At 64.8% G+C, this 13,288-nt stretch carries 16 protein-coding genes; all 16 read left to right on the top strand.

The window, feature by feature from the left end; all coding sequences use genetic code 11:
- Nucleotides 1-19 precede the first annotated feature (19 nt).
- The 16 genes from BMY12_RS03180 (at nucleotide 20) to BMY12_RS03255 (ending at nucleotide 13,279) form a co-directional block, all read left to right on the top strand.
- On the top strand, nucleotides 20-964 hold the full coding sequence (locus BMY12_RS03180; protein WP_093281954.1) for a catechol 2,3-dioxygenase: 945 nt from the start codon (nucleotides 20-22) through the stop codon (nucleotides 962-964).
- 31 nt (nucleotides 965-995) lie between these two features.
- Nucleotides 996-1,430: a GlcG/HbpS family heme-binding protein gene (locus tag BMY12_RS03185; RefSeq protein WP_093281956.1), complete on the top strand. Its 435-nt coding sequence runs from the start codon at nucleotides 996-998 to the stop codon at nucleotides 1,428-1,430.
- A gap of 36 nt (nucleotides 1,431-1,466) precedes the next feature.
- Nucleotides 1,467-2,921, top strand: a complete 1,455-nt coding sequence (locus tag BMY12_RS03190) for a 2-hydroxymuconic semialdehyde dehydrogenase (RefSeq protein ID WP_093281959.1) — start codon at nucleotides 1,467-1,469, stop codon at nucleotides 2,919-2,921.
- 8 nt (nucleotides 2,922-2,929) lie between these two features.
- Complete coding sequence (gene dmpE / locus BMY12_RS03195; RefSeq protein WP_093282439.1) at nucleotides 2,930-3,712, top strand: 2-oxopent-4-enoate hydratase; 783 nt, start codon at nucleotides 2,930-2,932, stop codon at nucleotides 3,710-3,712.
- A gap of 36 nt (nucleotides 3,713-3,748) precedes the next feature.
- A complete protein-coding gene (locus tag BMY12_RS03200) occupies nucleotides 3,749-4,672 on the top strand; it encodes an acetaldehyde dehydrogenase (acetylating) (RefSeq protein ID WP_093281961.1) in 924 nt (307 codons plus the stop codon).
- Nucleotides 4,673-4,688: 16 nt separating this feature from the next.
- Nucleotides 4,689-5,732, top strand: coding sequence for a 4-hydroxy-2-oxovalerate aldolase (dmpG, locus tag BMY12_RS03205; protein ID WP_093281964.1), 1,044 nt, complete (start codon nucleotides 4,689-4,691; stop codon nucleotides 5,730-5,732).
- 10 nt (nucleotides 5,733-5,742) lie between these two features.
- Nucleotides 5,743-6,531 (top strand): 2-oxo-3-hexenedioate decarboxylase, encoded by a 789-nt coding sequence (dmpH, locus tag BMY12_RS03210; protein ID WP_093281967.1) that lies wholly within the window; start codon nucleotides 5,743-5,745, stop codon nucleotides 6,529-6,531.
- A 19-nt stretch (nucleotides 6,532-6,550) separates the two neighbouring features.
- A complete protein-coding gene (gene thmT / locus BMY12_RS03215) occupies nucleotides 6,551-6,742 on the top strand; it encodes a 2-hydroxymuconate tautomerase (RefSeq protein WP_093281969.1) in 192 nt (63 codons plus the stop codon).
- A 59-nt stretch (nucleotides 6,743-6,801) separates the two neighbouring features.
- Nucleotides 6,802-8,301, top strand: a complete 1,500-nt coding sequence (locus BMY12_RS03220; RefSeq protein ID WP_093281972.1) for an aromatic/alkene/methane monooxygenase hydroxylase/oxygenase subunit alpha — start codon at nucleotides 6,802-6,804, stop codon at nucleotides 8,299-8,301.
- Nucleotides 8,302-8,386: 85 nt separating this feature from the next.
- Nucleotides 8,387-8,647, top strand: coding sequence for a toluene-4-monooxygenase system B family protein (locus BMY12_RS03225; protein ID WP_093281975.1), 261 nt, complete (start codon nucleotides 8,387-8,389; stop codon nucleotides 8,645-8,647).
- 25 nt (nucleotides 8,648-8,672) lie between these two features.
- Entirely contained in the window at nucleotides 8,673-9,008 is a 336-nt protein-coding gene (locus BMY12_RS03230) for a monooxygenase system ferredoxin subunit (RefSeq protein WP_093281977.1), read from the top strand.
- A 71-nt stretch (nucleotides 9,009-9,079) separates the two neighbouring features.
- The gene (locus BMY12_RS03235) at nucleotides 9,080-9,388 is read left to right on the top strand and encodes an MmoB/DmpM family protein (RefSeq protein ID WP_093281979.1); all 309 of its coding nucleotides are present in this window, start codon (nucleotides 9,080-9,082) and stop codon (nucleotides 9,386-9,388) included.
- A 28-nt stretch (nucleotides 9,389-9,416) separates the two neighbouring features.
- Nucleotides 9,417-10,406 (top strand): aromatic/alkene monooxygenase hydroxylase subunit beta, encoded by a 990-nt coding sequence (locus tag BMY12_RS03240; RefSeq protein ID WP_093281982.1) that lies wholly within the window; start codon nucleotides 9,417-9,419, stop codon nucleotides 10,404-10,406.
- 93 nt (nucleotides 10,407-10,499) lie between these two features.
- Complete coding sequence (locus tag BMY12_RS03245) at nucleotides 10,500-11,522, top strand: 2Fe-2S iron-sulfur cluster-binding protein (protein WP_093281984.1); 1,023 nt, start codon at nucleotides 10,500-10,502, stop codon at nucleotides 11,520-11,522.
- 33 nt (nucleotides 11,523-11,555) lie between these two features.
- On the top strand, nucleotides 11,556-12,161 hold the full coding sequence (gene gstA, locus BMY12_RS03250; protein ID WP_093281987.1) for a glutathione transferase GstA: 606 nt from the start codon (nucleotides 11,556-11,558) through the stop codon (nucleotides 12,159-12,161).
- Nucleotides 12,162-12,217: 56 nt separating this feature from the next.
- Nucleotides 12,218-13,279: an alcohol dehydrogenase gene (locus BMY12_RS03255; protein ID WP_093281989.1), complete on the top strand. Its 1,062-nt coding sequence runs from the start codon at nucleotides 12,218-12,220 to the stop codon at nucleotides 13,277-13,279.
- Nucleotides 13,280-13,288 lie beyond the last annotated feature (9 nt).

A 13,288-nucleotide genomic window follows, 5' to 3' on the forward strand; every position in this document is an offset into this window, starting at 1 on the left:
TCGGGAAGGAGAGCTTGCAATGGGTGTCATGAGAATTGGTCATGCCAGCATCAAGGTGATGGACATGGCGGCGGCGATCAAACACTACGAGAACGTCATCGGCATGAAGGTCGTGCATACCGATGCGCAGGGCAATGTCTATCTGAAGTGCTGGGACGAGTGGGACAAGTTCTCGCTGATTCTCACGCCCGCCGACAGCGCCGGCCTGAATCACGTGGCCTACAAGGTGCAGCACGATTCCGATCTGGAGCAGCTCAAGGCCAGCATCGAAGCCCACGGCATCAAGACCGAAATGCTCGCCGCCGGCGCGCTGCCCTTCGTGGGCCGGATGCTGAAGTTCCATCTGCCCAGCGGCCATGAGATGCGCCTGTTCCAGCAGAAGGAACTGGTGGGCACCGATGTCGGCTCCACCAATCCCGATCCCTGGCCGGATGGCCTCAAGGGTGCCGGCGCGCACTGGCTGGACCATTGCCTGCTGATGTGCCCGCTGGATCCGGAGAAGGGCATCAACACCGTGGCCGACAACTGCAAGTTCATGACCCAGGCCATGGGCTTCCATCTCTCCGAGCAGGCGGTGGTCGGCCCCAATGGCGCCATCCAGCTCGCGGCCTTCCTGTTCTGCGGCGGCAAGCCGCATGACATCGCCTTCGTCGGCGCGCCGACCGCGGGCCTGCACCACGTGTCCTTCTTCCTCGACAGCTGGGCGGACATCCTCAAGGCCGGCGACGTGATGGCCAAGAACCGCGTGAAGATCGACGTGGCGCCGACGCGCCATGGCATCACCCGCGGCGAGACCATCTACTTCTTCGATCCGAGCGGCAACCGCAACGAGACCTTCGCGGGCCTGGGCTATCTGGCGCAGCCGGACCGTCCGGTCACCACCTGGACCGAAGACAGCCTGGGTCGCGGCATCTTCTATCACCAGGGTGCGGTGACCGAGTCCTTCACCACGGTCTACACCTGACCGACGCCGGCCGCGCGATCCGAAGCCCGACATGAACCGCATCAGCGTCCAGCAGGCCAACATCGACTGGAGCGGCGCCCACGCCGCGGTCGGTGCGGCGGCGCGCGCCGCGGACGAGGCAGGGCTGAAGGTCAACATCGCGGTGGTGGATCGCAGCGGCGTGCTCGCCGGGTTTGTGCGCATGGCAGGCGCGCCGCTGCATTCAGTGGAAATCGCCGTCGACAAGGCCTACACGGCCGCGAGTTTCGGACTGGAAACGGCGCGCTGGCACCAGGCGCTGCGCGAGCATTCCGAAGCAGTGCGCGACGGCTTGTTGCGGCGTCCGCGCTTCGTGGCTTTCGGCGGCGGCGTGCCGATCGTGCTCGGCGGGGAATTGATGGGCGGCATCGGCGTGTCCGGTGCCAGTGAAGAGCAGGACGCAATGATCGCGCGGGCCGGGCTTGCCGCGATTGGCGCGCAGCCTTAGGCGGCAAGCACTTTGGGATTTCAACCAGTACAGGCTATGAAGAACATCCTCAACTTTATCAACGGCGAATTCGTTGCCACCGGCAAGACTTTCGAGAAGCGCTCGCCGCTGAACAACGACGTGATCGCCAGCGTGCACGAGGCCGGCAAGGCCGAAGTGGACGCGGCGGTGGCCGCCGCACGCGCGGCGCTCACCGGACCCTGGGGCAAGATGACGGTCGCCGAGCGCGTGGACATGCTCTACGCCGTCGCCGCCGAGATCAACAACCGCTTCGACGAGTTCCTCGCCGCCGAATGCGCCGACACCGGCAAGCCCTACAACCTGGCGCGGCACATCGACATTCCGCGCGGCGCGGCCAACTTCAAGATCTTCGCCGACGTGGTGAAGAACGTGCCGACCGAGTTCTTCGAAATGGCCACGCCCGATGGCCGTGGCGCGCTGAACTATTCGATGCGTCGTCCGGTGGGCGTGGTGGGCGTGATCTGCCCCTGGAACCTGCCGCTGCTGCTGATGACCTGGAAGGTCGGCCCGGCCCTGGCCTGCGGCAACACCGTGGTGGTCAAGCCTTCGGAAGAAACCCCGCAGACCGCCGCGCTGCTCGGCGAGGTGATGAACAAGGTCGGTCTGCCCAAGGGCGTGTACAACGTGGTGCATGGCTTCGGTCCGGGCTCGGCCGGCGAATTCGTGACCACGCATCGCGACGTCAACGCCATCACCTTCACCGGTGAAACCCGCACCGGCGCGGCAATCATGAAGGCCGCAGCCGAAGGCGCGCGTCCGGTGTCGCTGGAAATGGGCGGCAAGAATCCGGCGATCGTGTTCGAGGACTGCGACTTCGAAGCCGCCATCGAAGGCACGCTGCGCTCCTGCTTCGCCAACTGCGGCCAGGTCTGCCTGGGCACCGAGCGTGTGTACGTGCAGCGCGGCCTCTTTGATCGCTTCGTGGCCGCGCTCAAGCAGGGCGCCGAGTCGCTGAAGCTGGGCGTGCCGGAAGACGCGGCCACCAATATGGGCCCGCTGATCTCCAAGGAGCATCGCGAGAAGGTGCTGTCCTACTACCGCAAGGCGGTGGAGGAAGGCGCGACCGTGGTCACCGGCGGCGGCACGCCGCAGATGCCGCGTGAACTCGCCGGTGGCGCCTGGGTGCAGCCGACCATCTGGACCGGTCTGGGCGACGAGTCCACCGTGGCGCGCGAGGAGATCTTCGGACCCTGCACCCTGGTGATGCCGTTCGACAGCGAAGAGGAAGTGGTGCGTCGCGCCAATGCCACGCAGTACGGCCTGGCCGCCTCGGTGTGGACCAGCGATCTGACCCGCGCGCATCGCGTCTCCGGCCAGCTGGAAGTGGGCCTGGTCTGGGTCAACAGCTGGTTCCTGCGTGATCTGCGCACGCCGTTTGGTGGTGCCAAGCAGTCCGGCATCGGTCGCGAAGGCGGCGTGCACTCGCTCGAGTTCTACACCGAACTCAAGAACGTCTGCGTGAAACTCTGAACATGGCCATGGACTCGCAGCTCATCACCCAGCTCGGCGACGAGCTCTACGAAGCGCTGATGGCGCGCAAGACGCTGGCGCCGCTGACCAGCCGTCATGCCGAGATCAGCATCGAGGATGCCTACCGTATCCAGCAGCAGATGATTGCGCGGCGCCTGGCCAAGGGCGCGCGCGTGGTCGGCAAGAAGATCGGCGTGACCAGCCGCGCGGTGATGAACATGCTCGGTGTCGGTCAGCCGGACTTCGGCTACGTGCTCGATGACATGATCTACAGCGAAGGCCAGTCGGTGCCGATGGACACGCTGATCCAGCCGCGCGCCGAAGGCGAGATCGCCTTCGTGCTGAAGAAGGATCTGATCGGTCCCGGTGTGACCAATGCCGCGGTGCTGGCGGCCACCGAAGGCGTGATCACCTGCTTCGAGATCGTCGACTCCCGCATCCACGACTGGAAGATCAAGATCCAGGACACCGTCGCCGACAACGCCTCCTGCGGCGTGATGGTGCTGGGTGATCGTCTGGTGGACCCGCGCAAGATCGATCTCAACACCTGCGGCATGGTGATCGAGAAGAACGGCGAGGTGATCGCCACCGGCGCCGGCGCCGCGACCATGGGCTCGCCGGTTACCGCCATCGCCTGGCTGGCCAACACCCTGGGCCGTCTCGGCATTCCGCTCAAGGCCGGGGAAGTGGTGCTGTCCGGCTCGCTGGCGGCGCTGATTCCGGTCACCACCGGCGACAACCTGCGCGCCACCGTCGGCGGCATCGGCAGCTGTTCGGTGCGCTTCGTCTGAGCGCGCCACCAACCCTTTTGATGTGAGAGAACCGTCATGAAGAAAATTCGTTGCGCCCTGATCGGCCCCGGCAACATCGGCACCGATCTGCTCTACAAGCTCAAGCGCAGCCCGGTGCTGGAACCGGTGTGGATGGTGGGTATCGACCCGTCCTCCGAAGGTCTGGCACGCGCCCGCGACATGGGCCTGAAGACCACCGCCGAAGGCGTGGACGGCCTGCTGCCGCATGTGCTGGCCGACAACATCCAGATCGCCTTCGACGCCACCAGCGCCTACGTGCACGCGGAGAACACCCGCAAGCTCAACGCCCTGGGCGTGCTGATGATCGACCTCACACCGGCCGCCATCGGTCCTTACTGCGTGCCGCCGGTGAACCTGCGCCAGCACGTCGGCAGCCGCCGCATGAACGTGAACATGGTGACCTGCGGTGGCCAGGCCACCATTCCGATGGTCTACGCGGTGTCGCGCGTGCAGCCGGTGCGCTACGCGGAGATCGTGGCCACGGTGGCCTCCAAGAGCGCCGGCCCCGGCACCCGCAAGAACATCGATGAGTTCACCCGCACTACGGCCGGTGCGGTGTCCAAGGTCGGCGGCGCCAAGGAAGGCAAGGCCATCATCATCCTGAATCCCGCCGATCCGCCGCTGATCATGCGCGACACCGTGCACTGCCTCACCGAGAGCGCGCCCAAGGCCGCCGAGATCGAAGCCTCCGTGCACGCGATGATCAAGGAAGTGCAGCAGTACGTGCCGGGCTACAACCTGGTCAACGGTCCGATCATCGACGGCAACCGCGTGTCCATCTATCTGGAAGTGGCGGGCCTGGGCGACTACCTGCCCAAGTACGCCGGCAACCTCGACATCATGACCGCTTCGGCGGCGCGCACCGCCGAGATGTTCGCGGAAGAAATTTTGAGCGGCGCCATGAAGCTGGAACCGGTGTCCGAGCAGGCCGCAGCGTAATCAGGAGCTAAAGAACATGAATCTCAAGGGCAAGAAGATCCGCGTCCATGACATGACGCTGCGCGACGGCATGCATCCCAAGCGCCACCAGATGACGCTGGAGCAGATGAAGACCATCGCCAGCGGCCTGGATCAGGCCGGCGTGCCGCTGATCGAAGTCACCCACGGCGACGGCCTGGGCGGTTCCTCGGTGAACTACGGCTTCCCCGCGCACACCGACGAGGAATATCTCTCGGCGGTGATTCCGCTGATGAAGCAGGCCAAGGTTTCCGCGCTGCTGCTGCCGGGCATCGGCACCGTCGACCATCTGAAGATGGCGCTGGAGCTGGGCGTGCACACCATCCGCGTCGCCACGCATTGCACCGAGGCCGACGTCTCCGAGCAGCACATCAAGTGCGCGCGGCAGCTGAACATGGACACCGTCGGCTTCCTGATGATGGCGCACATGAACACGCCGGAAGGTCTGGTCGAACAGGCCAAGATGATGGAGAGCTACGGCGCCAACTGCGTGTACGTCACCGACTCCGCCGGCTACATGCTGCCGGAAGACGTGGAGTGCCGCATCAAGGCCGTGCGTGACGCGCTCAAGCCGGAAACCGAAGTGGGCTTCCACGGCCATCACAACATGGCCATGGGCATTGCCAACTCGCTGGCGGCAGTGGCCTGCGGCGCCACGCGCATCGACGCCGCCGCCGCCGGTCTGGGCGCCGGCGCCGGCAACACGCCGCTGGAAGTGTTCATCGCGGTCTGCGCGCGCATGGGCATCGAAACCGGCGTGGACGTCTTCAAGATCCAGGACGTGGCCGAAGACCTGGTGGTGCCGATGATGGATCACATCATCCGCATCGACCGCGACTCGCTGACCCTGGGCTACGCCGGCGTGTACTCCTCCTTCCTGCTGTTCGCCAAGCGCGCCGAGCAGAAGTACGGCATCCCGGCCCGCGAGCTGCTGCTGGAACTGGGCCGCCGCAAGATGATCGGTGGCCAGGAAGACATGATCGAAGACACCGCCATCACGCTCGCCCGCGAGCGTCAGGCGAAGTCGGCCAAGGCAGCTTGAAAGGCCACACATGAAACTGGATCAAAACAGCGTGCTGCGCCTCGCCGAGCATCTGGAGAACTGCGAGCTGCAGGCGCGCGACACCGTGAAGATCACGGACGAATATCCGGACATGGACTGGGATGACGCCTACGCCATCCAGGACGAAATCCGGCGCCGCAAGCTGCAGCGTGGCGCGCGTCTGGTCGGCTTCAAGGCCGGCCTGACCTCGCACGCCAAGATGAAGCAGATGGGCGTGAGCTCGCCGGTGTTCGGCTTTCTGGTCGACAGCTTCGCGGTCTCGGAAGGCAGCGAGCTGGCGGTCAAGGAGCTGATTCACCCCAAGGTCGAGCCGGAAATCGTGTTCGTCACCAAGGCGCCGCTGCGCGGCCCCGGCTGCCACGTCGGCACGGTGCTGGCGGCAACCGACTTCGTGATGCCGGGCATCGAGGTGATCGACTCGCGTTATCGCGATTTCAAGTTCGACCTCAAGAGCGTGATCGCCGACAACACCTCGGCCTCGCGCTTCGTGGTCGGCGGCCGTGCCAAGCCGGCGGCGGATCTGGACCTGCGCACCCTGGGCGTGGTGCTGGAGCGCAACGGCGAGCCGGTGGCTTTCGCGGCCGGCGCCGCGGTGCTGGGCCATCCGGCGGCGGCGGTGGCGATGCTGGCCAATCATCTGGGTGCACGAGGCGAGGAGATTCCCGCCGGCAGCATCATCCTCTCCGGTGGCATCACCGAGGCGGTGGCGGTGAAGGCCGGCGACAACGTCAAGCTGCAGATCCAGGACCTGGGCAGCGTCTCGCTGCGTTTCAACTAAAAGGTGGGGGAATCGTCAGATGCCATTGGCACATGTTTATCTGCTGGAAGGCCGTAGCGAGGAAATCAAGCGTGCGGTCATCGACAAGGTGACGCAGGCCCTGCACGAGGCGGTGGGTGCGCCCAAGGAAAACGTGCGCGTGGTGATTCAGGACGTGCCGAAGACCAACTGGGGTATTGCCGGCAAATCCGCCAAGGATTTGGGGCGCTGAAAAAAGTCGGGTCGGCCTTGGCAAAGGCCGTGGAAGCTCAATAGTCAGGAGGAAGAATCATGGCAACACTGGAAAGAATGGATTGGTACGACCTCGCGCGTACCACCAACTGGACGCCGAAGTACGTGACGGAAGACGAACTGTTTCCGCCGCAGATGTCGGGCACTTTTGGCATCCCGCTGGAGAAGTGGGAAAGCTACGACGAGCCCTTCAAGCAGAGCTATCCGGAATACGTGAAGGTGCAGCGTGAGAAGGACGCCGGCGCCTACTCGGTGAAGGCGGCGCTGGAGCGCTCGAAGATGTTCGAGAACTCCGATCCGGGCTGGAAGAGCGTGCTCAAGGCGCATTACGGCGCCATCGCCCGTCAGGAATACCAGGCCTCGCAGGCGGAAGCGCGCATGGCGCGTTTCGGCAAGGCCCCGGGCCAGCGCAACATGGCGACGCTGGGCATGATGGATGAAATCCGTCACGGCCAGATCCAGCTGTTCTTCCCGCACGAGCACGTGTCCAAGGACCGCCAGTTCGACTGGGCGCACAAGGCCATGGACACCAACGAGTGGGCTGCCATCGCCGCTCGTCACATGTTCGATGACATCTTCGCCGCGCGCAACGCGACCGAGATCGGCCTGATGCTGACCTTCGCGTTCGAAACCGGCTTCACCAACATGCAGTTCCTGGGCCTGGCTGCCGACGCCGCCGAAGCCGGCGACTGGACCTTCTCCAGCCTGATCTCCAGCATCCAGACCGACGAGTCGCGCCATGCGCAGATCGGCGGCCCGCTGATTCCGATTCTGGTCGCCAACGGCAAGAAGGAAGAAGCGCAGAAGATGATCGATGTGGCGCTGTGGCGCAGCTGGAAGCTGTTCTCGGTGCTCACCGGCCCGATGATGGACTACTACACGCCGCTGGAGCATCGCAAGCAGTCGTTCAAGGAATTCATGCAGGAGTGGATCGTGACCCAGTTCGAGCGCGCGCTGCTCGACCTCGGCCTCGAAAAGCCCTGGTACTGGGAACAGCTGCTCGACGAAATCGACTGGCAGCACCACGGTATGCATCTGGGCGTGTGGTTCTGGCGTCCGACCGTGTGGTGGGATCCGGCCGCCGGCGCCTCGCCGGAAGAGCGCGCCTGGCTGGAAGAGAAGTACCCGGGCTGGAACGACACCTGGGGCCAGTGCTGGGACGTGATCACGAAGAACGTGCTCGACGGCAACATGGCGCAGACCTATCCGGAGACGCTGCCGGTGGTGTGCAACATGTGCCAGCTGCCGGTCAACGCCACGCCGGGCAATGGCTGGCGCGTGCGCGACTATCCGCATGAGCACAACGGCCGCGTGTATCACTTCTGCTCGGAAGGCTGCAAATGGGTGTTCCAGCAGGATCCGGCGCGTTACGAGGGGCACCTCTCGCTCGTCGACCGTTTCCTGGCGGGTCAGATCCAGCCCATGGATCTGGGCGGTGCGCTCAAGTACATGAACCTGGCGCCGGGTGAGATTGGCGATGACGCGCACAAGTACGCCTGGGCCGAAGGCTTCCGCGAGCGTATGAAGAAGGCAAGCTGAACTTTTTTGCGTCAGAGAGCAGCCCCGGGCCTCGCGCAGGCGCGGCCCGGGGTCACAGCAGGAAATTTCTAGAGGAGATGCAAACGTGGCACTTTTTCCCTTGACGTCGAATTTCCAGGGCGACTTCGTCCTGCAGCTGGTGGCGGTGGACAGTGAGAACACGATGGACGAAGTCGCCGCGGTGGCCGCCCATCACTCCGTGAATCGTCGTGTCGCGGCCAAGCCCGGCCACATCCTGCGCGTGCGCCGTCAGGGCGCCAAGGAGTTTCTGCCCCGCACGCTGAAGGTCAGCGAGTCGGGCTTGAAGCCCATGGAAAGTGTGGATGTGATCTGGGAAGCGGCGTAGTCAAAGACAACGGGAAGTAATCGACATGGCGTTCGAAAAGCTCTGCAAGATGGATGATCTCTGGGAAGGCGAGATGGAGGCCTTCGAGGTCGGTGATCAGGAAATTCTGGTGGTGTGGCCCACCGACGGCGAGATCGTCGCCTTCCAGGCCGTGTGCCCGCATCAGGACATTCCGCTGGTGGAAGGCAAGTTTGACGGCAAGAGCATCATCTGCCGCGCCCATCAGTGGGCCTTCGACTGCCGCACCGGCGCGGGCATCAACCCGTCCGACTGCCGCCTCGCCAAGTATCCGGTGAAGGTCGAGGGTGAACACCTGATGGTGGACACCGCCGGCGTGCAGCCGCTGTTCGCACACACCTGATCCGCAGTCGAACGTCACAAGACCCAAGGCGGGCCCGCAGGGCGCGCCTTCACAAATGCAAGGTGAGCAATATGAGTGACATGGACAAGGCGCATCTCAACAACATGGTGGGCCCGATCATGCGCCAGGGCGCCCTGGCCAGGGCGGTGTTCGAAGCGGCCGAGGTCGACAATCCCGATCGCAAGATTCTGATGGAGGACAAGGTGGCCTATGTCCGCATCCAGACCGAAGACGAAATGATTCTGCGCCAGGAAACCATCGAAGAGATGCTGGGCAAGCCCTTCAAGCTCAATCAGCTGGAAGTGGACATGGCCTCGTTTGCCGGCCGCATCGAGACCAAGGCCGATCACGTCCGTTTTTATTTCGCCAAGCACCTCTGAACAACACGGGGCGCACGAGGAGAAGATCATGAGCAATACCGAAGTGCTGAAGCCGCTGAAGACCTGGAGCCATCTGGCCTCGCGTCGCCGCAAGCCCAGCGAGTACGAAATCGTTTCAACCAACCTGCACATCAGCACGCGTCCGGGCGCCGAGCCTTTCGAGCTCGACCCGAACGTGTTCATCAACCGCTGGTACAAGGAAAAGCGCGACGCCAGCCCGCTGAAGCATCCGGACTGGAATGCCTTCCGCGATCCGGACGAGCTGATCTACCGCACCTACAACATGATGCAGGACGGTGCGGAAACCTATGTCATGGGGCTGTTCGACCAGTTCAACGAGCGCGAGCACGACAAGGGCCTGAGCCCGAACTGGGCCGGCACCCTGGCGCGTCTGTACACGCCGGGCCGTTATCTGTTCCACACCCTGCAGATGTGCTCGGCTTATCTCGCGCAGATGAGCCCGGCCAGCACCATCTCGATCTGCGCCGCGTTCCAGGGCGCCGACTCGCTGCGCTGGCTGAGCCACACCGCGTATCGCGCCAAGGAGCTGTCGCAGACCTTCCCGGACAAGGGCTTCGGCGCCAACGAGCGCAAGTACTGGGAAGAAGACGCCGCCTGGCAGGGCATGCGCGAGCTGATGGAGAAGGTGCTCACCGCCTATGACTGGGGCGAGTGCTTCGTGGCCCTGGAGCTGGTGGCCAAGCCGGCCATCGAAGAGGCCGTGCTGCGCAAGCTGGGTGAGGCCGCGCGCCACAACGGCGACACGCTGCTGGGTCTGGTGATCGATGCCGAACTCGCCGACGGCGTGCGTCATCGCCGCTGGGCTTCGGCGTTGGTGAAGCTGGCCTGCGATGCGCCGGGCAATGCCGAGGCGATCAAGGGCTGGATCGCGAAGTGGGAGCCGCTGGCCGACCGCGCCATCGACAGCTTCTGCGCCGCGCTGCCGGACGTCGCCGATGCCGCGGAGTCGGCCAAGCAGGCCACGCGCGCCTTCCGTCGGTCGCTGATCGGCCTGTAAGGCGCTTTTTGCAGACGCTCGAGTGGCCCGGAACGGTCTAGGTTCCGGGCCCGCGCCGCTTCGAGGCGGCGTTCACGCAAACACATGGGCTCTATGAAGCAGTACAACATCGCCATCGAAGGCCTCGACAACGGCAGCTTCCAGCAGCAGGGCTGCGACACCGTGCTGCGCGCGGCGCTGCGCGCCGGCATCGGCTTTCCCTACGAGTGCAACTCCGGCGGCTGCGGCAGCTGCAAGTACGAAGTGGTGTCCGGCGAGGTGGAAAACCTCTGGCCGGAAGCGCCGGCCGTCACCGAGCGCGACCGCCGCAAGGGCCGGTTGCTGGCCTGCCAGTGCCGCGCGACGTCGGATCTGGTGATCCGCATGCGTCCGCAGCCGGAGGCAGTGCCGGTGATTGCGCCGCGGCGCATGCCGGCGCGGCTGCTGGAAGTGCGCGAGGTCACGCACGATCTCCGCGAGTTCCGCTTCGGCACCGAGACGCCGGCGAGCTTCCTGCCGGGCCAGTACGCGATGTTCGCGCTTCCCGGCGTGAGCTCGCCGCGCGCGTATTCGATGTCCAACACCGCCAGCGGTGGCCGCGAGTGGCATGTGCAGGTGCGCCGCGTGCCCAATGGCAAGGCCACCGAGGTGCTGTTCGAGAAGCTGCGCCCGGGCGATGAGCTGGAGATCGACGGGCCTTACGGCCTGGCCTATCTGCGCGAAGACGCGCCGCGCGACATCGTCTGCGTGGCCGGCGGCTCGGGTCTGGCGCCGATGGTCTCGATTGCGCGGGGCGCCTCGCAGGCGGGCCTGCTCAAGGACCGTCATCTGCATTTCTTCTACGGCGCGCGTACCCCGCGCGACGTCTGCGGCGAAAGCTTCCTGCGCGAGCTGCCGGAGTTCGGCGAGCGTATCCACTACCATCCGGTGGTGTCGATGCCGGGTGAAGGCGAGAACGCCTGGCGCGGGGAAACCGGCTTCGTGCACGAGCTGTTGCGGCGGCGCATGGCCGAGCGCATGAGCGAGTGCGAGTTCTATTTCGCCGGTCCGCCGCCGATGACCAACGCGCTGCAGGAAATGCTGATGCTCGAACATCGCGTGCCCTTCGCGCAGATTCATTTCGACCGCTTCTTTTAAAAACAGAATCCTAAAAAGGGAGGAGATCAGCCGATGAAGCTCTACTACACGCCGGGGGCCTGCTCGCTGTCGCCGCACATCGTGCTGCGCGAGGCCGGCCTGCGCTTCGAGATCGAGAAGGTCGATCTGCAGAGCAAGCGCACCGAGACCGGCGCGGACTTTCGCGCGGTCAATCCCTTCGGCTACATCCCGACGCTGGTGCTCGACAACGGCGAGCAGCTCACCGAGGGCGTGGCCATCGTGCTGTATCTGGCCGACCAGGTGCCGGAGAAGAAGCTGGCGCCGGCGCCGGAATCGCGCGAGCGCTATCGCATGATCCAGCAGCTCACTTTCATCGCCACCGAGCTGCACAAGGGCTATGCGCCGATGTTCAATCCCAAGTGCCCTGAAGAATGGCGCGTGGTGATCAAGGACATTCTCGGCGGCCGTCTGACGCAGCTGGCCGCGAATCTGGGCGACAAGCCGTATCTGATGGGCGAGAGCTTCACGGTGGCGGATGCCTATCTGTTCACCGTGCTGTCCTGGAGCGGTTTCGTGGGCATCGATCTGAGCCGCTGGCCGGTGCTGCAAGCCTACTCGGCGCGCATCGCGCAACGTCCGGCGGTGCAGGCGGCGCTCAAGGCTGAAGGCCTGGGCTGATTGCCGTACCGGCGCCGCGCAGGCGGCAGCCGGCAGTACACGAGGAGAGAGCCGCCATGAAGGCTGCCGTCTATTACGGTCCGCAGGACATCCGCTGCACTTCGGTGGCGGATCCGGTGCTGCGCGCCGATCACGAGATGCTGGTGAAGGTGAGCGCCACCTCGATCTGCGGTTCGGATCTGCATCTGTATCGCGGCGCCCTGGACCCCATCATGGCCAGGGGGCGTTCGCAGACCGGCCATGAGCTGATCGGCGAGGTGCTGGATACCGGCCGCGCGGTGAGCCGCTTCAAGCGCGGCGACCGCGTCAGCATGGGCTACTCGGTGTCCTGCGGCGATTGCTACATGTGCCGTGCCGGACAGACCGCGCACTGCGAAACCACCGGCAAGGCCGTCTACGGTTTTGGTGTGCCCTTCGGAGACATGAACGGCACGCATGCCGAGGCACTGGTGATTCCGTACGCCGATCAGCATGCGGTGAAGGTGCCCCAGGGCATCTGTGACGAGGCGGCGGTGACGCTCAGCTGCAATCTGCCCACCGCGCTCATCGCCAATCGTCTGGCCGACATCCAGCCGGGCGAGAGCGTGGCACTGATCGGCTGCGGGCCCACCGGCATGATGTGTCTGGACCTGGCCATGGCCAAGGGCGCGGCGCCGCTGGTGGCCTTCGAACCGCTGGCGGCGCGTCGCGCGCTGGTGCAGGCCAAGGGCGTCACCGTCATCGACAACAGCCAGGAAGGCTTCAAGGAGATGGCGCTGGCGCAGACCGGCGGGCGCGGCTTCGACAAGGTGATCGAAGTGGTCGGCCTGCCGGAGTCGCTGCAGCTGAGCCTGGATCTGGTGCGCCCGGGCGGCGTGGTCGCGGCTGTCGGCGTGTTCTGCGACAGCACCTTCAATCTCAATCTGGCCGATGTCTTTCTGCGCAACATCAGCCTGCACATGAATGGCTTTGCCAACGTCTATTCGTACATGCATGAGGCCATGCGTCTGCTCGAACGCGGCGTGCTGCGCCCCGAGCAGTACTTCACGCATCGCTATGCGCTGGACGATATCGACCAGGCTTTCGCCACCTTCCACCACAAGGCCGAGCAGGCCATGAAGGTGCTGATCCGTCCCTGACGCCGCACC

This window comes from Solimonas aquatica, assembly GCF_900111015.1.
In the GTDB taxonomy this organism is placed as follows: domain Bacteria; phylum Pseudomonadota; class Gammaproteobacteria; order Nevskiales; family Nevskiaceae; genus Solimonas; species Solimonas aquatica.

Excerpts from the sequence above, each read along its gene's own strand:
- BMY12_RS03180 (WP_093281954.1), top strand. The coding sequence starts at position 20 with ATGGGTGTCATGAGAATTGGTCATGCCAGCATCAAGGTGATGGACATG.
- BMY12_RS03185 (WP_093281956.1), top strand. The coding sequence starts at position 996 with ATGAACCGCATCAGCGTCCAGCAGGCCAACATCGACTGGAGCGGCGCC.
- BMY12_RS03190 (WP_093281959.1), top strand. The coding sequence starts at position 1,467 with ATGAAGAACATCCTCAACTTTATCAACGGCGAATTCGTTGCCACCGGC.
- dmpE (WP_093282439.1), top strand. The coding sequence starts at position 2,930 with ATGGACTCGCAGCTCATCACCCAGCTCGGCGACGAGCTCTACGAAGCG.
- BMY12_RS03200 (WP_093281961.1), top strand. The coding sequence starts at position 3,749 with ATGAAGAAAATTCGTTGCGCCCTGATCGGCCCCGGCAACATCGGCACC.
- dmpG (WP_093281964.1), top strand. The coding sequence starts at position 4,689 with ATGAATCTCAAGGGCAAGAAGATCCGCGTCCATGACATGACGCTGCGC.
- dmpH (WP_093281967.1), top strand. The coding sequence starts at position 5,743 with ATGAAACTGGATCAAAACAGCGTGCTGCGCCTCGCCGAGCATCTGGAG.
- thmT (WP_093281969.1), top strand. The coding sequence starts at position 6,551 with ATGCCATTGGCACATGTTTATCTGCTGGAAGGCCGTAGCGAGGAAATC.
- BMY12_RS03220 (WP_093281972.1), top strand. The coding sequence starts at position 6,802 with ATGGCAACACTGGAAAGAATGGATTGGTACGACCTCGCGCGTACCACC.
- BMY12_RS03230 (WP_093281977.1), top strand. The coding sequence starts at position 8,673 with ATGGCGTTCGAAAAGCTCTGCAAGATGGATGATCTCTGGGAAGGCGAG.
- BMY12_RS03235 (WP_093281979.1), top strand. The coding sequence starts at position 9,080 with ATGAGTGACATGGACAAGGCGCATCTCAACAACATGGTGGGCCCGATC.
- BMY12_RS03240 (WP_093281982.1), top strand. The coding sequence starts at position 9,417 with ATGAGCAATACCGAAGTGCTGAAGCCGCTGAAGACCTGGAGCCATCTG.
- BMY12_RS03245 (WP_093281984.1), top strand. The coding sequence starts at position 10,500 with ATGAAGCAGTACAACATCGCCATCGAAGGCCTCGACAACGGCAGCTTC.
- gstA (WP_093281987.1), top strand. The coding sequence starts at position 11,556 with ATGAAGCTCTACTACACGCCGGGGGCCTGCTCGCTGTCGCCGCACATC.
- BMY12_RS03255 (WP_093281989.1), top strand. The coding sequence starts at position 12,218 with ATGAAGGCTGCCGTCTATTACGGTCCGCAGGACATCCGCTGCACTTCG.